21 protein-coding genes and 1 pseudogene are annotated in these 22069 nt (G+C 62.5%); 6 read left to right on the forward strand and 16 right to left on the reverse strand.

Annotated features, from left to right (window positions below):
• The first annotated feature begins 52 nt into the window (after positions 1-52).
• On the forward strand, positions 53-760 hold the full coding sequence (locus tag BH95_RS00225) for a hypothetical protein (RefSeq protein ID WP_157773010.1): 708 nt from the start codon (positions 53-55) through the stop codon (positions 758-760).
• A 49-nt stretch (positions 761-809) separates the two neighbouring features.
• Here the strand turns inward: BH95_RS00225 and BH95_RS00230 are convergent, their stop codons facing one another.
• Positions 810-1358, reverse strand: coding sequence for a recombinase family protein (locus BH95_RS00230; protein ID WP_037180493.1), 549 nt, complete (start codon positions 1356-1358; stop codon positions 810-812).
• Positions 1359-1605: 247 nt separating this feature from the next.
• Positions 1606-2310 carry a TetR/AcrR family transcriptional regulator gene (locus tag BH95_RS00235; protein ID WP_032364248.1) on the reverse strand — a complete coding sequence of 235 codons (705 nt, stop codon included), beginning with the start codon at positions 2308-2310 and terminating at the stop codon, positions 1606-1608.
• A gap of 203 nt (positions 2311-2513) precedes the next feature.
• Between BH95_RS00235 and BH95_RS00240 the strand changes: the two genes are divergently transcribed.
• Positions 2514-3989, forward strand: coding sequence for an MFS transporter (locus BH95_RS00240; protein WP_371128951.1), 1476 nt, complete (start codon positions 2514-2516; stop codon positions 3987-3989).
• 16 nt (positions 3990-4005) lie between these two features.
• Here BH95_RS00240 and BH95_RS00245 read toward each other — a convergent pair whose 3' ends face one another.
• Positions 4006-4560 carry a PaaI family thioesterase gene (locus BH95_RS00245; RefSeq protein WP_032364186.1) on the reverse strand — a complete coding sequence of 185 codons (555 nt, stop codon included), beginning with the start codon at positions 4558-4560 and terminating at the stop codon, positions 4006-4008.
• A gap of 242 nt (positions 4561-4802) precedes the next feature.
• Here BH95_RS00245 and BH95_RS29325 point away from each other — a divergent pair.
• A pseudogene (locus BH95_RS29325) lies at positions 4803-4922 on the forward strand (transposase); the annotation flags it as partial.
• Positions 4923-4977: 55 nt separating this feature from the next.
• Here BH95_RS29325 and BH95_RS00250 read toward each other — a convergent pair.
• The 6 genes from BH95_RS00250 to BH95_RS00275 all read right to left on the reverse strand — a co-directional run bounded on the left by BH95_RS00250 (position 4978) and on the right by BH95_RS00275 (position 11070).
• Positions 4978-6042, reverse strand: a complete 1065-nt coding sequence (locus tag BH95_RS00250; RefSeq protein ID WP_032382558.1) for a BtrH N-terminal domain-containing protein — start codon at positions 6040-6042, stop codon at positions 4978-4980.
• A gap of 46 nt (positions 6043-6088) precedes the next feature.
• Positions 6089-6925 (reverse strand): SDR family oxidoreductase, encoded by an 837-nt coding sequence (locus tag BH95_RS00255; RefSeq protein WP_032364247.1) that lies wholly within the window; start codon positions 6923-6925, stop codon positions 6089-6091.
• Between the two features lie 396 nt (positions 6926-7321).
• On the reverse strand, positions 7322-8062 hold the full coding sequence (locus BH95_RS00260) for a transglutaminase-like domain-containing protein (protein WP_032370982.1): 741 nt from the start codon (positions 8060-8062) through the stop codon (positions 7322-7324).
• A gap of 69 nt (positions 8063-8131) precedes the next feature.
• Positions 8132-9340, reverse strand: a complete 1209-nt coding sequence (locus tag BH95_RS00265; protein WP_032370840.1) for an NAD(P)/FAD-dependent oxidoreductase — start codon at positions 9338-9340, stop codon at positions 8132-8134.
• Entirely contained in the window at positions 9337-10725 is a 1389-nt protein-coding gene (locus BH95_RS00270; protein WP_032364182.1) for a cytochrome P450, read from the reverse strand. Before BH95_RS00270 ends, BH95_RS00265 begins: the two co-directional genes overlap by 4 nt.
• Before the next feature lie 24 nt (positions 10726-10749).
• The gene (locus BH95_RS00275; protein ID WP_024793405.1) at positions 10750-11070 is read right to left on the reverse strand and encodes a 2Fe-2S iron-sulfur cluster-binding protein; all 321 of its coding nucleotides are present in this window, start codon (positions 11068-11070) and stop codon (positions 10750-10752) included.
• 109 nt (positions 11071-11179) lie between these two features.
• Here BH95_RS00275 and BH95_RS00280 point away from each other — a divergent pair, with 109 nt between their 5' ends.
• Positions 11180-12208, forward strand: coding sequence for a helix-turn-helix domain-containing protein (locus BH95_RS00280; protein WP_052047647.1), 1029 nt, complete (start codon positions 11180-11182; stop codon positions 12206-12208).
• Between the two features lie 137 nt (positions 12209-12345).
• On the opposite strand, the gene BH95_RS00285 is transcribed toward BH95_RS00280, so the two are convergent.
• From BH95_RS00285 to BH95_RS00305, 5 genes are all read right to left on the reverse strand, one after another.
• Complete coding sequence (locus BH95_RS00285) at positions 12346-13089, reverse strand: recombinase (protein ID WP_230591063.1); 744 nt, start codon at positions 13087-13089, stop codon at positions 12346-12348.
• Positions 13090-13457: 368 nt separating this feature from the next.
• A complete protein-coding gene (locus tag BH95_RS00290) occupies positions 13458-14624 on the reverse strand; it encodes a site-specific integrase (RefSeq protein ID WP_032364181.1) in 1167 nt (388 codons plus the stop codon).
• 190 nt (positions 14625-14814) lie between these two features.
• The gene (locus BH95_RS00295) at positions 14815-16056 is read right to left on the reverse strand and encodes a TniQ family protein (protein WP_052059915.1); all 1242 of its coding nucleotides are present in this window, start codon (positions 16054-16056) and stop codon (positions 14815-14817) included.
• Entirely contained in the window at positions 16053-17018 is a 966-nt protein-coding gene (locus BH95_RS00300; RefSeq protein ID WP_230074848.1) for a TniB family NTP-binding protein, read from the reverse strand. The genes BH95_RS00295 and BH95_RS00300 overlap by 4 nt, the downstream gene beginning before the upstream one ends.
• A 4-nt stretch (positions 17019-17022) precedes the next feature.
• Positions 17023-18705, reverse strand: a complete 1683-nt coding sequence (locus tag BH95_RS00305; protein WP_032389201.1) for a Mu transposase C-terminal domain-containing protein — start codon at positions 18703-18705, stop codon at positions 17023-17025.
• A 267-nt stretch (positions 18706-18972) separates the two neighbouring features.
• On the opposite strand from BH95_RS00305, the gene BH95_RS00310 reads away from it, so the two are divergent.
• Complete coding sequence (locus tag BH95_RS00310) at positions 18973-20082, forward strand: IS30 family transposase (protein WP_080737917.1); 1110 nt, start codon at positions 18973-18975, stop codon at positions 20080-20082.
• Between the two features lie 37 nt (positions 20083-20119).
• A complete protein-coding gene (locus tag BH95_RS00315; RefSeq protein ID WP_037180569.1) occupies positions 20120-20467 on the forward strand; it encodes a DUF3024 domain-containing protein in 348 nt (115 codons plus the stop codon).
• Positions 20468-20703: 236 nt separating this feature from the next.
• Here BH95_RS00315 and BH95_RS29935 read toward each other — a convergent pair whose 3' ends face one another.
• The gene (locus BH95_RS29935; RefSeq protein WP_052059917.1) at positions 20704-21240 is read right to left on the reverse strand and encodes a DUF6226 family protein; all 537 of its coding nucleotides are present in this window, start codon (positions 21238-21240) and stop codon (positions 20704-20706) included.
• A gap of 547 nt (positions 21241-21787) precedes the next feature.
• The gene (locus BH95_RS29205) at positions 21788-22000 is read right to left on the reverse strand and encodes a hypothetical protein (protein WP_080737918.1); all 213 of its coding nucleotides are present in this window, start codon (positions 21998-22000) and stop codon (positions 21788-21790) included.
• Between the last annotated feature and the right edge of the window lie 69 nt (positions 22001-22069).

A 22069-nucleotide genomic window follows, 5' to 3' on the forward strand; every position in this document is an offset into this window, starting at 1 on the left:
CGAGCAGAACCCGTGCCGCCGGGCAGCACACCGAATCAGTTAGCCTCTAATCGTGCTGCATAGTCCCTCCGCTGCAGGTGGTCTCGGGTTTTGCCATGACGCGGTGCCGCATGTCCTGCCAACGAATTATCACGGTCCACTCATAGTTGCGTTGGATTCCAACATCTTGATCGACCTGCAGCAGTACGGTTCCGCGCTCTTCGAAGACGACGAAGATCTCGGTGTGCAGGATCCAGAGTATCGAGCCGAGCTGTTCGCGCTCAGTTACCTAGTCAACATCTGGCTGATGCGCGACATCCGCTTCATCGTCACACCCCGCTCCTATACCGACGCGAAACGGCCAACTTTTCGGTTTCTCAGTCGTCGCGTTCCGACAATCGAAGCTCTCGCTGACAGCCTCGCGTTCCAGTACGCAGACTGGAACCTCGCAGCCCCATCGGAGACCGAGGTGAGGGTAGATGCGGACCGAGAGATTGGTCTGGGCGACAGTGCTGACCGCGATCTGGTACTCGAAGCCGAAAGCGTTAGAGCGCATATGTTCTTGACACGCGATGTACGGCTGCGCAAAAACGTGCGAACGGACACCTCCGAGCTTAAGGTTTTGAGTCCAACGGGTCTGGAAACGAGACTGATGGACGGGAACGTCTCGCTACCATGGGGTGGAGGCGTATGCAATCAGAACGGATGTCCATATCTCCATGTCGATGTGCCGGGACCCGATATGGGAAAGTGGTCAGCGTTCTTCGGGATCTTCGAGTAATTCACCAATGCCGGTCTTGCTCAGACGATCCCTCGCACCAAATCCGACGCTACTTCAGGTATCGGTACAACGTCGACCGCGACACCCCCAACACTTCTCGAATGTCCGATAGTGACATGCCGCCAGACCGCATCCGCTTCGCTTGCTTGATCTGCGTGCCCGACATCGCCGGCGGTCTACCACCGAGCCGACCTTGTGCGCGTGCGACGGCGAGTCCAAGGTTGGTGCGTTCGCGGATCAGGTTGCGTTCGAACTCCGCCAATGCCCCGAAGATCGAATAGATCAACTTGCCACCGGAGGTGGTCGTGTCGATCGCTTCGGTCAACGAACGGAACCCGACACCATCTTCCTCGAGTTGCTCCACCGTCTGCAACAGGTGGGGGAGCGACCGCCCGAGACGATCGAGCCGCCACACCACCAACGTGTCCCCGCGCCGAAGATGCGAAAACAGATCCGACAGCTCCGGTCGCGACGTTGTCGCACCCGACGCGGTCTCCATCCAGACTCGCGAACATCCGGCAGCGCTCAGCGCCTCGCTCTGCGCGTCGGCGCTCTGATCGGTCGTCGACACCCTCGCATAGCCCAAAAGTTCTCCCACAAGAATCCAGTGTGTCAGAACTCGTCGTATAGACACATTTCGCCCGGCAGGTTTTGGACATGAGTTCTGACACATACCCCTGCCATCGACGGCGTGTCAGATCTGTCAGTTTCAGAAGACGGCTGCACGATGTCAGAAGTGCACTGCAGTGCAACTCCGAGTTCTCGAGCACACGTCCGGCCTTATCCAGTGAGCGCTGCGATCCCTGACTGGATAGCGCATTGATGGTGAAATTTCCCATCAAGTTTTACTGGCCGTCGGTGAGCTGCGGGTCTAGCGCCGCGGCCGGCCATGGACGGCTGTTGTCGCGCGAAGTGCTCGATCGGACACTTGCGGCATGGGCGGCGAGAAAGTTGTCGACGATTTGGATGCAGTCGTCGGCGTGGATGTGGCGCAGTCCTGTGAGGCGAGCGAACACTATCGGTCCGAGGAGCTGAATGAGGGCGAAGGTGGTGTCGATCTCGCCGAGCACAGCGCGAGCGTCAGGCGCCGTCAGGATCTGATCCAGGGACCTGCGGTATTGCTCTATGACACGGGCCCGAAGCGAGACCACCGCGCCAGGATCGAGATCGCGCCGGCTGGCGTCGCCGCTGTTGACGGGCCCCATTGCCAGCCAGGCCAGCGTGGTCATCTGCACCGGAGCTTGGTCGATGAGGTCGGCTTGGGTGGTGAGCAACGAAATCAGACGTTCACGTAGCGGACCGGTATCGATATCGGTGTCGACTGGGGGTAATAGTCGCTCGAAGGTTGCAGCGAGCAGGTCAGTGGTACTTCCGAAATGTCGGTACAGAGTGGCACGTGCAACCTTCGACATGCGGGTGACCGCCTCCACGGTGACCGCCTCCACACCGCCGGTGGACAGCAGCTGACCGGCCGCTTCGAGTAACCGGTTACGTGAGCGCGCCAGCCGGGGGTCGGCCGAGCCCTCGGTTGCAACGAGAGGGTCGACCATGAACGGGCTCCGCTCCATTTGACTGACAAGACATGTCCTCGATTGATCATTCTGTCACACCCGCAGAGTTGTGATACTAATAGTCTCGAACCGAGACGATCAGTCTCGAACTGGGAGGCTGGCCGTTGAACGAACGTAGATCCGACTCTGCCAGCGTCGCTCGATGGAGCGGTGCCCAGTGGTGGATGTTGATTGTGTCGTGCATGGCAGTCGCGTTGGTGGTGGCCGCAATGGCAGCATTGTATTCAGCGTTGCCCCAGATCGCGGTCGCGACAGGGGCGACGCAAGCCCAACTGACCTGGATAGTCGACGGTTATACGTTGGTTTTGGCGTGCTTCGTTCTGCCTGCCGGTGCGATCGGTGACCGGTACGGTCGCCGGGGGGTGCTCGTGGCGGGGTTGGCGTTGTTCGCTTTCGCGTCGGCATTGCCCTTGTTTCTCGCCGACCCGGCGTGGCTGATCGCTGCTCGCGCGTTGGCTGGGGCGGGTGCGGCGCTGGTCATGCCCTCGACGCTGTCGATACTGACCGCGGGATTTCCACCGGCGCATCGCGGCCGCGCTGTAGGTGTGTGGGCCGGGGTTGCTGGATCCGGGGCGGTCCTGGGCATCCTCGGGGCTGGTGTGCTGCTCGAGCAGTGGTCGTGGACCTCGGTGTTCGTCGGGTTGACCGTCGCCGGAGCGGTTCTGGCCGGGTTGGCATGCAGTATCGCGGAGTCCCGCCAGCAGGAGCATCCACCGGTCGATTGGGTGGGCGCGGTGACCGTAGTTGTCGCGGTCGGGGCGATCGTCTTCGCTGTGATCGAGGTTCCGGCCCGTGGCTGGTCGGATTCGCTCGTCGCCATCAGCACTGCGGTGGGCTTGTTTGCGGTTGCGGTGTTCGTCGTCGTAGAACTACGTTCCTCGGCACCCCTACTCGATGTCCGGTTGTTCGCCCGCCGTGGTTTCGGTGCCGGCGCGCTGTCTGTCTGTATCCAATTTCTGGTGACCTTCGGGGTGTTCTTGCTGTTGGTGCAGTATCTGCAGTTGATTCTCGGTTATGGACCGCTCACCGCCGCGTTGGCGTTGACCCCTATGGTCGTGCCGCTCATCGTGATCTCGGTGATTGCACCCTGGCTGTCGAACATTGTTGGGCTGCGGGTGATGACCACTGTAGGTCTGCTCACCATCGCGGCGGGACTGGTGATGGTGAGCAGACTGACCGTCGCGGCGACTTACCCTGACCTGCTGTGGCCCTTGCTCATCATGAGTGCGGGTTTGGGGTTGTGTACCGCCCCTGCGACTTTCGCCATCGTCTCGGACACTCCTGAGGCCAAGCACGGGGTGGCTGCCGCGGTCAACGACGCAGCTCGCGAAATCGGTGCCGCGATTGGGATTGCGGTAGCCGGTAGCGTGCTCGCGGCCGGTTACGTTCAGCACATTCAGCCGGCTCTGCCCCAGCTACCCGAGCCTGCCCGTGGTCCGGTGGCCGATTCTCTGGCCGCCGCGTTACAGGTCGCCGACCGCGCAGGACCAGCTGGTCAGCCGCTGGCCGAGTTCGCCAGAGCCGCATTCGTACACGGAAGTGGTCAGGCGACACTGTCGTTGGCGGCGCTGACCGCCGCTGGGGCACTCGTCCTCGCCGTCTTTGCGCCAGGTAGACGCAGCCGTACGACAGCCACCGCGGGTGATGGACGTCGGTGAAGGTCGGCCAGGGTGTCTATTCTTCGGTGTGATTCGTGTCCGTGGCCCGGAGTTGGGCTCGGGCTTGGGACTGCATGAAGTGTTCGACCTCGACCACCACGAACAGGGCAGTAGCGGTGGCTACCGAGCGGCCCTGCGCATCGTCCATCGTGGCCGTGAGATCCAGTTTGCGCCCATCACGAGACCGAACGGCAGCACGCAATACGTATGGAGTGCCGAGCAGAACCGGCGCCAGGTAGTCGAGCTCGAGACGCCGCGTCACGGCGAGCTCACCCACTGTGTAGAGCAGGAAGCCGAACAGATCGTCGAGAACGGTCGCCACCGCGCCTCCGTGTGCTATCCCGGGTGCCCCGACATGACGTTGATCGAACACATGGTGAGCCACCACGCCGTTCTCGTCACGCTGGACCGACAGGGCGTGGCCGTGCGGGTTCTGCGGCCCACAACCAAGACAGTCGGGGTGGTGGGGCGGTAGATCAGGCGAGTCGAAACTCGTGCTCCAGAACGAGCGCGCCCAGTTCTCGACAGCCGGGCCGGCCGACCCGCTGACCTCGTCCGGAACTCTTTTCATGGTCGGACCTCTCTGTCGTGAAAAAAAATTGTGCCGAGTCTGTCGCGTCATCGTGCGCTCGGCCTGCACCGCTGTTAGTTTCGATAGATAAACTGCACTATGTCAGAAGTGAACCGCGCGTTGAAAACGTCGGCGAGGTTGCAGATGAGGGTCATCCACCCCGCAGCCCAGTGGCTGGCGTCGTGATCTGATCGGCCCAGGGATTCGGACACTAGACCCGCTTGGAATAGGGATCTACAAGCATGAGCAGATCGCGTCGATCTTTCAGCACCGAGTTCAAAGACGAACTGTGCCGAGAGGTCATCGACTCTTCCAAGCCGATCAGTGAGGTCGCCAGGGCGTACGGTGTCGGCGACGACAGCTGCAGCACAGTGCGATGCGCCCCGTGTACCGCGCGCCATCGAACGACGGTGGGCATCATCTCGTGATGGCGGACAGCGAGCGTGAAGCAGACTCCAGGGACTCCACCAGGATCAGCTCGAGTTCCGACAGTCTGGCAGCCGACACGGCCACCGCAGCTGCGCGTGTTCGTACATCGAGACCGCGTTGTGTTCCGGCGCGGGCAGTTTCGGTCCAGGCCTGGGCGCAGTGATCGGCGGCCACCGCGAGGTCTGCGGTAGCGGGATCACCGGTCAGACGTGCAATCTCGGTACAGCCGTCGGCGAGAAGCCGACGAAAGAGCCCGCCTCCGGTTCCGGCCTTTTCGATGAAGATACCGAGACTGAACAGCAGCGTCTCGAGGTCATCGGGCGGAAGGTCGACCCAGCTCTTGACGTCGGTTGCCAGCTGGTCGACCGCGGCCAAACCGTCGGCACCGGCTGCTGGTATGTGGTCGGCTATTCCCGGTGTCGATGGGGCGTGCATGCTGGCGGCGGATCGGGCGAAGGCCGCGGCCGCGGCAGTCGACACGGGCGGCAGTGTCTGCGGCCACGTGATTCGGTACGTGCAGTGACGTGTCGGTTGCGGGAACGAGGTGGAAGATCGCGCCCGAGCCAGCGCGTCGAGCGGGATCTTCTGCACGTCGGCCCGATCGTTGTCGACGACCGAGGCAGTCCCCCCGATCTCGTCGTAGCCGATCACCACGATGTCGTGGCGACTCATCTGCAGTTTCACCCGTAAGTAGGGCAGCTCAGCGATATCGGCCCAGACCAGACTGGGTCTTCCCGCATCGATGTCGTCGCGAACCCATGACCATCCCTCACCGGGATCGTCGGTCGTGAGAACCTCGACTTGTCCGCCGAGCCTGCGCGGTAAGTCGATCTCGAAGTCGGCACCGCGGCCGACCAGGTACATCGGTGGGACCAGGTCGTCCGATCGCAGGTAGGACAAACCGAGATCACCACCCAGTGCGAACACCAACCCCTCGTCGGGTGGTCCGTCCCATCCCAGACCGTGCCACTGGAGAAGGTCTCGCATTGCACCTGACCCGCAGTGCCCTCCCATCCGGTGGGGATAGTTCTCGATCAGAGTCGTGGGGGTCACTGTGGCTGCCTTTCGGGTGGTTGGTCGAGCGCGCGTGTCGGCATGCTCAGCTGTTCTGGATTCTGTCGAGATACGTTCGGCGAGCAGTCATGTCGACGTCCGCGAGGAACACCGAATCTGTGTTCAGGGCCGCACCCAGTCCGGTCGCCAGCCGCCGGGGGACGAATTTCACCGCCGCGACCATTGCGCCTGCGAGACGGGTGACGCGGACGAAGGGGCGTGGATTCTCGATCAGATCTGCTGTCGCGCGGGCGATTTCCTCCGGCTCGGCGTTGCGTAATCCCTTTGCGCCGGCGGTTCCGGCGACGAGTTCGGTGTTGGTGAACGTCGGGCGGACTGTGGACAGTCGAACCCCTGACTTGCGGTACTCCAGTCGTGCGGCCTCTGTGAATCCGATGACTGCGAACTTGGTAGCGCAGTAGGTCGCCAAACCAGGTACCGCGAGCTCGCCGGCCAATGACGCAGTGTTGATGATGTGTCCGGTGCGGCGCGGCAGCATGCGCTGAAGAGCCAGTTTGGTCCCGAAGATGACACCCAGGACGTTGATCTCGACTTGACGCCGGGTTACTGCATCGTCCTCTTCGTGGGCGTGGCCGGTAGGCATGATGCCCGCGTTGTTGATCAGGATGTCGAGGGGTCCGAGTTCACGTTCGACCAGGTCCAGAAACGTTGTGAACGAGTCAGGTTCGGTGACGTCGAGTCGGGTGACGACCTTCACCCCGAGTTCGGCGGCGGCCTCCTTCGCACGTGCCTCGTCGATGTCGCCGATGGCGACCCGGTGGCCTCGTCGAATCAACTCCTTCGCTGTCTGATAGCCGATGCCGCGAGCTCCACCTGTGATCGCCACGGTCCTGGCGGGGGTGTGAGGTGCGTTGTTTGTCATCTGCTGCGCTCCTTGCATAGATGAGAGACATCGGTAGACGCCTGTCGGCCCGCTCTCGCGGTAGCGGCTGCGCACACGGGAGAGGGATATGGGTATCGCGCGTCGTCTCGTGCCCGGGGAGGCGTTCGGATCGGTCGTTCATCGCCCGCAGCCGCAATTCCAGCGGCAGAGCGAGTCTCGTCTGTTCGGTGCAACTTCCGGTGTCGGCCTTACCACGGCCGCGGCGACGAGACAGTCATGTGGCACAGCTCTGCCAGCAGGTATCGGCTCACCCGATTCGAAGGTGTCCGAGGCGGTCCGAGTGTTCACGATCGCGATTGTTCGCGGAGAGAGCTCCGACCGATCGGCAGTCGGCCGCGATACGGGGTTCGGCGCGTATGTTCTCACCGCTTGTGTTCATCGAGACTCCCGCGGAAGGTTTCGATCCCCGGGAGTTTCGTCCGGCCGGGTGCGGCCGGTGAAAACATCATCGAGTGGGTGAGCGCCCGTGAAGATCGTGGGGCCGTAGGCGTGCCGAAGCACCGTCAAGATCGCGTTCAAGGGTAGGTCGTCGAAGACTCCTCGCTCGCGGACATACTCCATGTGCTGGGCTCCGTCTGCGGTGAAGGCATGCATGAGAGCATCGCGATCGCCGTCGAATTCCACTGGCGGCACGCCGAAACGAGCGCACAACTCGACATTGAATGCCGGCGTGGCCTTCAACCACCGGCCCTCGATGTAGAGGCGACTGTAGCCGTGGTAGACGAACAGGTCGGTGCCGCCCATCAGCGTGCGCAACGTCTCGGTCTGCAGGTGATTTCGGACGTCGGCGAAGCCGAGCAGTGCTGGGATACCCGCCGCCCGGCACACTGCGGTCAACAGCACCGCCTTCGGGACGCAGTAAGCGCGCCCGGCCTCGAGGACGAAGCTCGCTCGATAGTGGGCCGGATCGTCCGACACGGTGTATGGGTCGTACCAGATTCGGTCGCGGACGGCGGCGAAGAGGCGTCTGGCCTTGTCACGGTCGCTGCTCGCATCTCCGATTGCCGCGGCGGTGAACGCCCGCACGGATTCGTGCTCGATGTCGAGGAAGTCCGTTGCTCCCAGGTATGCGTGTGGTGGCTGCGTAGTATGTGCTCCGGGCGGGCGGTCTGTCATGGTCATCGCTGATGTTCCCTTCTCTGAGCAAACCGGTTGCTGTTGTGTGCACAACGACCGAAGGATCGGTCAGTTGCGCGCGAGTCCGCCGAGCATCAGGTCTTCGCGTTGGACGGGGAGTCGCTGGGCGATCACCCGTTTGCTGTACATGAACTCGCGCGGGCGACCTATGCAGTCGGCGGCAATGAGCTCACCGGCCTGGAGATAGAAGCAACTGAAATCACTGTCGCGGGTGGGGTCACCGCTGAGAACCACTTCGTCGTATCCAGTGTTGAGGCCGGCGATCTGCAGCTTGAAGTGATACTGATCCGACCAGAACCACGGCAACGCTTCGATTTTTCTGGACTTCCCGCAGGCGGTCGACGCAGCGACTTTGGCCTGCTCTCCTGCGCTCGAGACGGACTCCAACCGTAGTCGACGGCCGTAACGGGCCATGTCGTGGCTCGCGCAGTCCCCCGCCGCCATGATGTCGGGGTCGTTGGTCCGAGTGTGATCGTCGATCACGATGCCGTTGTCGATGACAAGACCCGCATCGGCGGCGAGGTCGGTGTTCGGCTCGACGCCGACACCGACGATGACCAGATCTGCGGGGATCGATTCTCCGCTGGCCAAGGTGATTTCACGAACCTCACGGTCACCGGACAGGCCCTGAACCATCGCGTTCGTTCTGATGTCGACTCCCTGTTCGCGATGTATCCGCTCGAAGAACGTCGATACCTCGGGAGCAGTGACCCGCTCGAGCACACGCCCAGTTGCCTCGAGGACTGTGACCTGTACGCCCAGTGCGCGCAGCGATGCCGCTGTCTCGAGTCCGATGTAGCCGCCTCCGACGATCACCACCCGCTGGCCAGGGCCGGTGGCCATACGTATCCTCTCGACGTCCGCTGCGGTGCGCAGGTAGTAGACCCCGTGGAGATCGGCCCCGGGAACGGTGAGCCGACGAGGGCGGGCTCCCGTGCACAGCGCGAGCTTGTCGTAGGCCAGCTTCTCCCCGGTGTCGAGAACGACGTTGCCTTCCGACCGAACGATGGTCTCCACCTGCGCGTTCAGGAGCTGAATACCTTGCTTGGAGTAGAAGTCCGTGCTGCGAATGGCGATATCGTCGAGTACGCATTTGCCCGCCAGGTATGCCTTCGACAGCGGGGGGCGTTGATAGGGAGCGGCAGACTCGTTACCGATGAGGACGATGTCGCCTGTCCAACCTTCTTGGCGCAAACTAGCTGCCAGTTGTGCCCCAGCATGGCTTGCGCCGACGATGATCGCCCGTTGCGATGTCATACGCTGGAAGTAGGCGTCAGGCGCACCATCATCTTGCTGATGCCCCGCACGAAATTCGACTGAACATACTCGGGGTCGCCGACGACCTCGATGTTCTCGAAGCGGGGAAGCAACTCCTCCCACAGAATCCGCAGCTGCATTTCGGCCAGCCGATTGCCCATACACCGGTGCACACCGAATCCGAACGCGATGTGATTGCGCGCATTGGCACGATCGATGATGAAATCATCAGGATTCTCGAAAACGCGTTCGTCGCGGTTACCCGAGGCATACCACATCACCAATTTGTCACCCTTGCGGATGAATTGTCCGTTCAGAACGGTGTCGGCTTTGGCGATTCGGCGCATGTACGCCAAGGGTGTTTGCCATCGGATGATTTCCGAGTTCATGTTGGGGATCAAATCGGGATTGGCCTTCAATTTCTCGAACTGGTCGGGGAATTGGTTCAACGCAAGAACGCCACCGCTCATCGAGTTTCGCGTGGTGTCGTTGCCACCGACGATCAGCAGGACGAGGTTGCCCAGAAATTCCATCGGACGATCGATCAGATCCTTGGTGTCCTCGTTGCTCTGCAACATGGTGATCAGATCGAAACCGGACTCTTCCCCTGCAGACCTCCTGGCTGCTTTGTCATGCCAGAGAGCGCTGAGGCCACGGGCCATGTCACGCATGCCTTCGAACACCTCGTCGTTGTCCGAGGGCCCACCGTTGGCTTGCTCCATCGAGGTTGCCAAATCGGACCAGTAGACGAGTTTGCGGCGTTGTTCGTAGGGGAAATCCAGAAGAGTTGCGAGCATCCGAGCTGTCAACTCGATCGAGACATTCTGCACCCAGTCGAACGGCTCGTTCAAGGGGAGGTCGTCCAATACCTCCCGTACGCGCGATCGGATCAGTCCCTCCATCTCCCGGAGGTTCTTCGGTGCGACAACCCCCTGGACGGCAGCGCGCTGCTTGTCGTGGTGTGGTGGGTCCATCGCGATGAACATCTCGATATCGAGAAACCGGGGCGGAACGCCGATGACGATGAACGGTTCGGCCGAGAACACAGCGTGATTCTTGTCGACGGCCACGATATCGGCATGGCGCGTGACCGACCAGAACGGGCCGAACGGACTATTGGGTTGGTAGTGCACCGGTGCCTCGTTCCGCACGCGCTCGAAGTACGACTGCCACCGCCCTTGTCTGTAAAGAAAGGGGTTACTGAGGTCGATGTCGGCGAGCTCGACATCCTCGACCGGTGGGATGGGACTTTCGACGAAGATCTTCTTGCCATTCGTGCCAGTCACCCACCGTCGGGTCTTGTCGTACAAATGAGCGCCCTGGATCTGCAGCCCTATCGGGATGGTCGACTGGACCTTGTCGGCGATCGACTCAGAAACTTTCATGCTGTCGTGCCTGCCTTTCGCACATCACAATTGGAATTCAGGTGTTCGAACGATCAGGCCATCCCACGCTTCCGAGGCCACCATCTGGCACGACAACCGAGACGTGGGTTCACGCTCGGGGTTCATCGCCAGCATCTCCTCCTCGTCGGCGCCGGACAGACCCACCTCTCCTGACCACTGCGGGTCGACGATCACATGGCAGGTGCCACAGGCCGTTTCGCCCCCACAGTCTCCATCGATCCCCGGCACAGCATTGTCGGTTGCAATCTGCATCAGCGAGCGACCTTCGACCAGAGCCGCCTCGTGCTTCTCACCATCGTGGGCGACGAAAATTACAGCTGCCATGTCAACTCCTCGTTTTCCGGCGTGATTGACGAAAGTGTCGTCGCAAACGCGGGTGACGGCTATGTTCGGTGGAGTCATAAACTTGTGAATTCGGGTCAAAGGGGTCACCGTGAAGCTGAGCGACGAGGGCGTGCCACCGCTTGCGTTCGTTCAGTTGCTCGAACGCCGCGCACTCGACCCTGACGCCGCCGCGCGGCTTCGTGTGATCATGCACCGCGAAGGAACCAGTGAAGCGACGCTCATTCAGCATGACGTTCAGGCACCGATACGGTGGTTTCGGGAGGTCTATCCCGAACTCGATATCGCCCAGGCCACTCGACTCGGATTTGCGTTTGCCGAGCAGGCCCAGTTGACATCGTTCGGGCCTCTGAGTTCACCTTTGATCAGCGCTGGTTCGGTCGCCGAGATCGTCGATCTCCTGACATACCTACCATTGATCTCCACGGCGTTGAAGTCGCAGTTCCACACCGGCGACTACGGTCTGATCGTCGGGCTCACTGCGCACACAGGCGATTCCGCACTGGACTGCTTGGTCATCACCTACGGTGGGTCGGCGTTACTACGACTGCTGGACATGCTCGCCGGTGACATATCGCCGGTGACACTCCATCTGAGCTGGCCGGAGCCGGCCGAGGTGAGCCACGACGAAGGTCCGGGGGCGAATCGCCGGTTCTTCGACGCTCCGATTTCCTTCGTCCACGTACCCGAGGAGACCCTCAACAAGGCTTGTCGCTTCTCGGACCCCCTCGCATATCGTCTCGCTATCGCTGATCTGCAGCGAACACTCGCCCAGCGGAGTGGGTCCATGTCATCCGCCGAGAAGGTGAGGCAACAGTTGGAAAAGGACCTCGGACAGCGAACCAACCATGATGTTGCACAAGCATTGTCGATGTCGAGTAGCACGTTGAAACGGCGGCTTGCCGAAGAAGGAACCACCTATAGCAAGGTGCGCCACTCGCTGCTGTACGAGCGCGCGATGCTACGGCTCCTCGACCGATCGGTTTCGGTCAGCGAGATCGCTACCGAACTCGGATACAGCGACCTCGCCAACTTCTCTCACGCCTTCAAACGCTGGACCGGACGCTCTCCGAAAGATTTCCGAAATCCCCGACTCTCAGACGACCCGGATTCGACGTAGACCCCGCAGAACGGGGTCGAGATCGATGCCTCGTTCGTTCGCGGCCTGATCGATCTTCATCTCGGAGATTTCTGAGACGTCACCGCCTCCCTGCCGTGAGAAGAAGAGTGTGTGCAAACCCGAGTACCAACCACTAGTCACTCGACGGTGTCGGCCGGCACGCGTGCGGTCTCCGATTCGAGAAAGTCGACGAGAGCTTCCAACAGGCTGTCCGCGCGGGTTTCGACATCGGCCAGGACAGAGTCCACGTCGTCGAGAAGACCGTGGGCGTGTCTACGCGCAAGCGTTCCGCGTTCGTAGTAGCCGGGGTCGAGTAGAACCCGCGGTACTGGATCCGGTGCCGCGATCTGCTCCGGATGTTGTGACCGCGCAGTGGGCTGCAGGTGGGTGGGTGCCCTTCCGTCCCAGTGCATTCGCACGATGCCCGCTACCGCACGGGCGGTCAGCGGGGTCGCAGCCAACGGGGTGTGGCCCCACCGGTCGATCGCAGTCGACAGCGGATGTTGACCGGCCGGGTCGAAATACCGGTCGTATCCGCCGAGCCCGGTGCCGTCCACGGCATCGAAAGCGTCGGCGAGCATTCGGGTGCTCGGATACCGGGCCTGATGGCCGAGCACCTCACACCAGCGCTGGTACACCGTGCGCGGAGAAATGCCCGTCCCCGCCAGCGCGAGGGAGGTGAGGGTATGAACGCCGCGGCCTGTCTCGATGCGAAGGGCGTCGAGACCCGCATCGGCGGTGACATCGCATGCCCGCAGGGCCGCGATCTGCGTGTACGGCAGACCTGTCGTAGCGAGCGTGAGGATCAGCGCGTCTCTGCGCGCGAACAACGCTGACGGCCAACCGTATTCGGGGAGTCGGGCGATGATTCCGCCGATCACGGCTGCCACCTCCTGCAGGCGCGACGTGCGGGCCCCATCCAGCGCAGCCCGGACGGTCTCAGCGCGCCCTGGAGGAGGTAATAGATGCCGATGATGAGCGGAGTCGATCACCGCGATCCGGCGGCGTTGGGTCGTCGGCGCGGCGGGGTGCGCATACAGGAACCGAGCAAGTGACTCAGGAGAGGCCGCCAATGGGGGTTCGCCATGGGCGGTGCACCAGTCCTCGAACAGTGACCACGTGTGCCGATCCCGCCTCGGTATCGACGTGTTCGTGATGTCCGATGCACGTATCGGACAAGGGCGGTCGTCGTGGTCAGCATCTACCCCTGTCGTCCCGTCGCCGCTCACTGGTTCGGTCGGGTGCCTGGTCATAGGCCGAGCTCGGTGACGGCGTTGCCGACCAGTGGCGCATTCTCGTGAGCGTATGTTTCGACCATTGCGGGTGTGGTGTGCCCGGTTTGGCGCATGATCGCATGCGCGTCGGCACCGTTGCGGAAGGCCTGCGTGACGAAGCCGGAACGGAGGGAATGCCCGCCGAGCTGGGCGACGGTGTCGGGGCCGTATCCAGCTCGAGTAGCGCGGCGGCGGATCGCCGCGTGCACCGCGGCTCCGGACAGGGCTGTGTCGGAGAGGTTGCCGTTCTTGCGGACGGACCGAAACAGAGGGGACCGTTTCTCGACTACAGGAAGGGTGCCGCGGCAGATATGGGAGTCGAATTCCACTGCGCGGGAAAGTATTCGGATGACAGCAACTCTGCCGCCGGTGTCGAACGCTGCGACGATCTGCAGCCATCGCACCCACGCGCAGACCGGACATGACTCGTGGCGGTCGGTGAACGGGAGTGCTTTCACGGTTCCGGTGCCGTCCTGGTCGGTCTTCGATTTGCGGATACGTACGTGCGCGCCGTCGAGGCGGTCGCGGTGGACATCGCGGCATTCGAGCGCTACGAGTTCGCTGCGGCGGAATGCGCCGGTGTAGCCCATCAGGAGCAGCGCAGTGTCGCGGCGTTCGAGGACCTCCGACGCCCACCCGGCCCCACCTCGACGCGCGTAATCGACGATCGTAGTGATGTCGGAGGTCAGCAGCGGTGCGCGCGGGTTACGGGGCCGCTCCCCCGCAGACGCGTAATCCCGCCGAATACCCGAGAGAGTGGCGCGCACCATCTCGTGCCCGCACGGGTTGTCGTAGCCGGTAGCGCGGTGGCGGTCCGCGACCGCCGCGATCCATTTGCCGAACGTCGACGGCGCATACGCCCGCGTCCCGTCGACGGTGAGCGTGTCGGCAGCCGCAACGAGATAGGCCGCCACCGTAGCGGGATGCGCCGGCAACGCGTGGTGCCCGGCGACGGTGCACCAGGTCTCGAAGCGTCGCCACGCCGAATCGTAGGCGCGGCGGGTAGCACCGGACCGTGCCGACGCCATCGACCGTTCGATCCGAGCGGCGACCTCGCCCGACAGGTCCGGAAACACCTCCGCACTCCTCACCGGGACGACTGAATCCGTGTCCAGGACCTCACCTAGCTGCCGATCTGCCATGACAGGGACTGTAGCGAGCACCCCCGACAGCTCTTTCGAGTTGAAACGCGCTGAGCAGGGATTTAGACGAAGACGGTGCGGGAACGGAAATTCTCGTCGGTCACCGCACACAGACCGTGGGTGACTACAGGAGGCGATTGATGCCCGCGTAAAAGCGGGCGTAGAAAAACGTGGGGTGATCATGCGCGCTTCAGTCCCAGTCCAGTCGGATGCCGAGCTCGACGAAGGCATAGGCCAGCTCATCGATGTCTTCTTCGGTGCGGCAACCCGTTCTCGCCAATCCGAACAGAGATCGGGCGGCGTCGCTGTCGACGCGGGCGGCGGCGACAGCGGCATCGATCGCCGCAATCACACCGTCCCAAGCGCTGCGGGCGGGTACCGGACTGCGAGACCTTGTCGGAGCGGTCCCCGGATCGACCGGCTCGTACCGTCGCGGCCGCAGCAAGCAGGCATCAGCACCGCTCGCGGCCATCTCATCGTTCTCCACCGCGATGATCGCGGTCGCGGCGGCAAACAAAACCTTCGCTTGCTCGTCCCACCGCAGTTGCTCGAACGGAACCCATGATGTCCGGAGCGGGCGAGAATGGCCGGTGGACTTCCAGATCGCGCTCAGTGGCTTCGCCCACCATCCGGTGCGGACCAGCGGCGTCGATACCTCGTCGACGACGGTACGCAGCAGCCTGAACCACACTGCGGCATGAACACGGCCCGCGCCGAGCTCGACCGACCCGCTCGTCAATGCGGCGGCGGTGCGCCGGTCGATTTCTGCGACGACTGCCGGTACCGGTATCGGTGATGCGTGATCGTCCGAGCCTGCTGGTGTCCTCTCCCAGAAGACCAGCCTGCCGGGTACGACACTGCAGAATTCCAGTCGACAGTGATGTTTCGTGCAGCTGGTCAGCATCGGGTACTGATGAGCCATCATGACCGCGATATCGGCGTCTGTGTCGAGGTCGTCGATACACAAGGGACATGCCCGCGTATCGAGCTTGCTCACCCAGGGAAGCCACATGCCGGCGGGCGGTGCGCGTCGACGTCGATCTGCCATCGCCAGACCCGCCGGTAGTAGGACAGAGAACTGATGGGCGTAGGTGTCGAAGTCACATTCGGCGGGGTCGGTGCTGTCGAGGAGCCAGGGCGTGCACCCCGCTAGCGTCATCTCACGCAGCCGTTCCGCCGCACAGGTGCTCCTCTGGGCGAGGGCGTCCAGCACCGGCTCGGGTGTGTAGCGGTCCAGGTCCACGCCCGGACTCTCGAAGCCGAGCCCGTCGAGAAGGTCCGCTGTATTGATCGACGAATACAGTGCGCTGGTCCGGGCCAGCCACGACATCAGAGTCTCACCAGGTAGTGGTTGCGGGTGAAGGGGCCACCGCGGATACGCACTGTGGGCGAGCGCTGTGTGCGCTGCAGGGGCATCGGATGGAATTGTCATGCCAGGTGCCGCTCGAAGTGGCGGCGGCGTTCGGTAGGCCCGGAGTAGACGGTCTGCGTCAACACCTGTGAGGTGATCGCTTCCTCTCCGGCCTCTAATGCGGTCACTGCGGCCGCGGTCAACAGCGTGGCCAGTTCGCCGATGGTGCCCTCACACCGGGTGAGGAGGTAGTCGGTCATCTCCGCCGATGTCAGATGCGAGGGCGCACGCAATGGGAAGCTGGCGGTGAAACTCGCCAGCAGGGAGCGGGTGTCGGTGTCGTTGGTCCAGATCGGCAGCGTCATGGGGTGAAAACGGTTCTCCAACTGCCCATCGCTGCGGATAGCGAGGTACGCCTCTCGGGTACCGACTCCGACGAGAGGGATCCGCAGCTCGTTGCCAAGAAACCGCAACAGGTTCAGAAATTCTCGGCGCACGTTGTCGCGGCCGGCAAGAACATTGTGGAGCTCGTCGATGATCAGCATCCGCACCCCGGTCGCTCGCAGCAGCGTAACCGCTTGCTGTTCGAGTTCGTGAACGCGGCTTCGCGGGCGCATCGGCGTTCCGAGTGCCGCGAGCATCGCCAGGTAGAACCGTCCGGGTGCTGGGTCCGGGGGCATCTGCATACACAGCACCGGTATCTGCTCACGGTCGGGCAAGGTGACCGCAGGGTGCGCACGCCGGAACTTCTCGATGATCATCGACTTGCCGTTGTTCGTCGGTCCGATCAGAAGCAGGTTCGGCATTCGTTGCCGATCCGGCCACCCCAGCAACGTCTCGAGGTGCTCGATCACCGACCGTGCACGCGGATACCCGATCCACCGTTCCGTGCGAATGTGCCTGATGCGTTGCGCGGCAGGGAGAACCGCGATCGGTCTGACCGAACTGCGCAGATGGTTGAGGTCCGCACTACCGGGGTCGATGTCTTGGCAGCTACGGTCGTCGCCGTCGCCTGCGGGCGTGATTCGGGGGTCGTTGTTCACCGTTTCACCATTCTTCGATGTCGTCGAAGATCGGAACCGACACGTCGTCGGTGCCTGGGCCAAGCTCGGGCGGGCCCATCGCGTTCGGTGATGTCACGACGCTGCTCAGGTGCGCACGACGACTGCGGTTACGTCGAGCCCGTCTGGTGTCCTTCTGCGCCGATGTTGCGATCTCTCGCATCTTGTCGATCATCGAGAACAAGGCGTGTTCGTCGATATGTGCTCGGCCGTGTTCGCGCAGTCGTGTCACTGCTGCGCGATGTTCCCACAAGGTCACCGCTGGATGTGACATCGTTCGATACGGCACCTCGATGTATCCGCCGCCGCTGTCGGGGTCCAGGACCCACACCCTGCTCAGATCTCGTGGGTCCCGGCGGATCACAAACTGGCCCAGGGTCTCTCGTCGGGCGATCCACGGTTTCAGAGCGTTCGCGAAGTACTGGATGTGGTCGATGACGAACCCCGTCCGCGTGAGGCGACGGCGGATGACGGGAAGGAAGTCCACCAGGAATGCGGTCTCGTCCACCACCGTCGAGCTCGCCAGAGCACTGTCAGCGTCGGTGCTGCTGGTCCACCGCGCAGCCGGGCTCTGCCGGAGGCCGGTGTGCACCTCTGCGTGATACGCCGCGACCGCCAGGACCAGCCAGCGTTCCAGTTCTCGTAACGTCAACGCCGCCTTACTATCCGAGTCGTAGCTGCCCCGCTGAGTTGGGTTCGAGAATGTGGTGCCGGGGAGTTCGTGGACCTGGGTCATGACGGTGCCGATGATGCGTTCGACGATCCCGCCGTAATGCGGCCTGCCGGGTGGGCGGTAGCCGAGGTCGATGCCGTGTTGCTCGCAACCGCGCTGGAGCGCTTCACTTTTGAACTCGGAAGCGTTGTCGATGTACAGGCGGTGCGGCTTTCCGGCCATCGGCCACCGCACATCCGCGCCGAGGCCCAGAGAGTCGATCCATACGCTTTTGTCCGAGCACACCCGGCCCAGACACAACCCGACCGACACTGCGGACGGCGGATCGAGAGTTACCACGAACCCAGGTATGCAGCGGCTGAGGACATCGATGGCAATCGTGAGATAAGGACGTCCGATCGGCGCCCGGTCGTATTCGTCGACGATCATCAGATCGACCACGGTGTGATCGATCTGTACTTGCTGGAGAACGGCCGTCACCGGCGGCGGGACATCGCCCGCGGATTGCCGCGACCTGGCGGCGTCCGGTCCGCCACGTGAGCGTGCGACACGGCCCGGGTGCATTGCTGCGATCCGGGCATTGACTGTGTTGCGGGCTGGGATCGGGAGTCCGGCGCGGTGACAGGCCTGCGCGATACGACGATGTAGTGCAGCGACACTGAGTTTCTGACGAGCCAGGAATTCACGGTTGATGTGCTCGGTGATCACGTCTTCCACCTCGTCTGGCACGCGGGAGCGTCCACGTCCGCCTGCGGGCGCGGAGACCAGTAGATCGGTAACCGCCCCTTCCCCATTCCGGAGTATGGACAGCAGCGCGTACACCCGCCGGGGCGAGACACTCAACTGTTGCGCTGCATCCTCGACCGCGGAGGTACCGATCGCGGATCGATTCATCAGCTCGTTGAGCACTGCGAACCGTGCCCGTGCCTGCTCCCACTGCTCGGCCGACGCGGTCAAGACACCAGCCTCGACGACGTCGAACTTCTCCGCATCCATTGCAGCCTCCGAACACCCGACCCAGGTGACCGATTGTGCAGTCCACTTCTGCACTCAGAATGTCAGAAGACCACTGCAATCGGAGGTGAAACCCCAGGAAAACATGACGCCCACTTCTGAAACTGACAAGATCTTCGGCGTGTCTAAAACGATCTTGGTCTCAACGAGTCAACGCATCAGTGCAGGTGACACGATGCGAAGGTGAACGTTGTGGTGATCAGGGGTACGTGTGGGTTCTCGCCCGAACACGAGAACACGATCTGGGCTATGCATCGGGGTGGGGAATCTTCCCGGGAGATCGGTCGTGTTCTGGGGACGAATTCCATGCAGGTCAGACGGTTGTTGTCGGTGTACGGCGGCATTCGGCCTGCTCCACGCAGACGCCGCGAGGGCCATCTCACCGTGGCTGAACGAGAGGAGATCTCTCGCGGGATCGCAGCCGGGGACAGCGCGCGCACCATCGCCGAGCAGCTGGGGCGTTCTCCGTCGACGATCTCGCGGGAAATAGCTCGAAACGGCGGCCGGCAGAAGTATCGGGCGGGCGACGCCGAGCTCGCGGCCGACGTGCGAGCACGCCGCCCGAAAACTCCGACGTTGATGCAGCGGCCGATTTTGCGGGCGCTGGTGGTGGACATGCTCGGCGAGCAATGGTCACCGCAGCAGATCTCCGTATGGCTGCAGCGTACGTACCCGGAGCATCCACAGATGCGGATCTCGCACGAAACGATCTACCGATACATCTATACTCCCAGCCGAAAAGTATTCGACAAGAACACGTTTCATCAACTGCGCACCGATCGTTCGATTCGCCGGCCGCGGGGCAAGAAACGTTCTCACGGGCGCGGGCGGATTCGGAACATGATTTCCATCCAGCACCGCAGCCCGGAAGCCGAGGATCGTAGCGAGGTTGGGCATCTGGAAGGGGACCTCGTGTTCGGGACGAGGCCGTCGGCGGTAGCGACACTGGTCGACCGCCAGTCCCGCATGACCCATGTCGTTGCATTGCCGGACGGGTACCGCGCCGACACTGTCGCGGACGCGTTGATCGCCTACCTCGAGCAGCTGCCACCACATTTGAGACGGACGTTGACCTGGGACCGGGGCCGGGAGATGGCCGAGCACGAACGCATCACCGCAGCGCTGTCGATGCCGATCTACTTCTGCGCCCCGCACCATCCCTGGCAGCGTGGAACCAATGAGAACACGAACGGACTGCTGCGCCAATATTTGCCCAAGACCGCGGACCTGCGCACGTTCACCCAGCCCGACCTCGACGCCATCGCCGAACGGCTGAACAGGCGGCTCCGGCGAGTATTGAACTGGAACAGTCCGATCCAGCAGCAGCGACACACATCCGATGCCTTCTGGGCCATCTGACTCCGCCACAGTTGTCCGGGTGGGCATGATGACAATCATGGCTGCCACCGGACTTCCCGAACTCGACGTCGCGCGAGTGGTGAAATACTGCACAGGAAGGGTTCCGGCGCATCTGCGCCACGAGATCCGTGTCGAATGCGACGTCGACGACCGTCATCTGACGATCTGCGAATGCCGACCACCGTGGCGTGAGGACTTCGGACCGGAGTGGACACGGTTCCCGATCGCTCGTCTGCGCTACACACACAGGACACGGCTGTGGACCTTGTACTACCGGGACCGCAACCTCACTTTCCACCGCTACACACCACTGAAACCGAGCTCGCACGTGCAAGACCTGCTCGACCACATCGAACACAGTGGCGACCCGATCTTTTGGGGCTGACCACCTGCAGTCGATGATGTGTCGGCCCGCTGAGACCAGCGTTGTTTCCGGGCGCAACAAAAGTGTGGGCCACCGTGTATCAGGATGCGAGCATGGCCTGGTTCACTACGAACCCCTCCGAACGGCAAGGAAATCGGTGCGATCGCGCACGTGGTACTGCACGCTCGCGTCGAGGGTGTCACGGTCGGCTTTCGTTCGATCACGGCTTACCCGGCCAGGCCTCGTCCACCGCGCACTCAGGAGCGTAGGGACCACGGTCGCCAGCTGCCATCCGTCGGCGGCTGCACCGGTCCGGCACGCAGCTCGGCAGCCCGTGTTGCGGTCAGTGTCAACCTCCCACTCCGACCCCAACCGTCACCGTTCCAAGAGTGCTGAAGGGTAGGCCGGAATTTGCCGACGATCCGTTCGGACAGCCGCCCACCAGTCAGCGCCTCGCAATACTCGGATAAATCCTGCAGGACGTCCTCTGCGGACTCCTCGCACGCGTCACACCCGCACGCAGGAAGGGCGATGTGAGTCCACGCGCCCACGTCGAGATACAGACCAGGAAACGAAGTGAACGTGATCGCCAACGGCGCCTGATCTACACGAACAGGAGTGATCTGCACCAAATCAACTATCGCCGGCTTCGCCGACGGCGCGGGACCGCGGGTGACAATCACATCGAACCTGCAATTCAGGTCGGCGACCACACTCTCGGCAGCCTCGATCACCGGGGCGAACCGTTCCGGGTTCGTCACCCGCCCGTATGCCTCTGCCTGTGGATCTTCCACGTCCGCTCCCTACCTGCACCGACTGATAGGTCCATCATCCTGCTGACCCAGATCCGCGGCAACGCAATAACCTGGCCCAGACCCAGTCGAAGCCGTCAGACATCAGCAACCGGGATCCCAAGGGAAACGTCACCCACCCGGTTCAGGCAGCAACTACGCCCGCGGTAATCGACGCACCAACACCGATATGATCGGTAATGCGTTGACCGGTTGAGACCAAGATCGTTTAAGACACGCTAGCGTGCTCGGCTGCGGAAAGCTCGCTGATCGCCTCCGGTCGGCGTCCAATCGTCATCTCTAGCGAATTTCGTAGACAGGGCAGTTGCTGGTTTGTTTTCTTCTGCAACGGTGTCGGGGGCGAAGCGAGAGGGTGGACGCCTTTTCAATTGCGGGGAAGAGCACTTTCACAGTTGGGTGTGACCCGTCAGGTGTGACTGAGAGGGTCGGGGTGTGACTGTGAGGAATCAGAAATCGGAGATGCAGTATCAAAGAGATGCGGTACATGCTGGACGATCCAGCATGCACCGCACCTGTTCAACTCACGAGATCAGCCGTTGAATAACCATCCGGATCCAGGTGTCGGCTCGTCTGAATCGGTTGCGAGAAGTCCATCGTCGACCGTGAACGGATCCGGCTCCGAGTCGCGGGTGAACTCCTGGGGGGTCTGAGGTTCACCGTCGCCGATAGTGGGTTCCTCCAGGCTGTCTTGATCATCCTGTTCGGTGTCCTGATTGTCGGACTGCCCATTTTGCTGAGTCATGTTTGGAACCTCCGTCTGGCTGGGTGAGTCTGCAGTCTCTGAGGGCTGGGTAACGACCCACACCTCGGT

The organism is Rhodococcoides fascians A44A (assembly GCF_000760735.1).
In the GTDB taxonomy this organism is placed as follows: Bacteria; Actinomycetota; Actinomycetes; order Mycobacteriales; family Mycobacteriaceae; genus Rhodococcoides; species Rhodococcoides fascians_E.

Coding starts and splice junctions, on each gene's coding strand:
- BH95_RS00275 (WP_024793405.1), bottom strand. CDS start 11,070: ATGGCAGCTGTAATTTTCGTCGCCCACGATGGTGAGAAGCACGAGGCG.
- BH95_RS00310 (WP_080737917.1), top strand. CDS start 18,973: ATGCATCGGGGTGGGGAATCTTCCCGGGAGATCGGTCGTGTTCTGGGG.
- BH95_RS00270 (WP_032364182.1), bottom strand. CDS start 10,725: ATGAAAGTTTCTGAGTCGATCGCCGACAAGGTCCAGTCGACCATCCCG.
- BH95_RS00305 (WP_032389201.1), bottom strand. CDS start 18,705: ATGGATGCGGAGAAGTTCGACGTCGTCGAGGCTGGTGTCTTGACCGCG.
- BH95_RS00245 (WP_032364186.1), bottom strand. CDS start 4,560: ATGAAAAGAGTTCCGGACGAGGTCAGCGGGTCGGCCGGCCCGGCTGTC.
- BH95_RS00255 (WP_032364247.1), bottom strand. CDS start 6,925: ATGACAAACAACGCACCTCACACCCCCGCCAGGACCGTGGCGATCACA.
- BH95_RS00315 (WP_037180569.1), top strand. CDS start 20,120: ATGGCTGCCACCGGACTTCCCGAACTCGACGTCGCGCGAGTGGTGAAA.
- BH95_RS00295 (WP_052059915.1), bottom strand. CDS start 16,056: ATGACAATTCCATCCGATGCCCCTGCAGCGCACACAGCGCTCGCCCAC.
- BH95_RS29205 (WP_080737918.1), bottom strand. CDS start 22,000: ATGACTCAGCAAAATGGGCAGTCCGACAATCAGGACACCGAACAGGAT.
- BH95_RS00240 (WP_371128951.1), top strand. CDS start 2,514: ATGGCAGTCGCGTTGGTGGTGGCCGCAATGGCAGCATTGTATTCAGCG.
- BH95_RS00265 (WP_032370840.1), bottom strand. CDS start 9,340: ATGACATCGCAACGGGCGATCATCGTCGGCGCAAGCCATGCTGGGGCA.
- BH95_RS00260 (WP_032370982.1), bottom strand. CDS start 8,062: ATGACAGACCGCCCGCCCGGAGCACATACTACGCAGCCACCACACGCA.
- BH95_RS00235 (WP_032364248.1), bottom strand. CDS start 2,310: ATGGTCGACCCTCTCGTTGCAACCGAGGGCTCGGCCGACCCCCGGCTG.
- BH95_RS00290 (WP_032364181.1), bottom strand. CDS start 14,624: ATGGCAGATCGGCAGCTAGGTGAGGTCCTGGACACGGATTCAGTCGTC.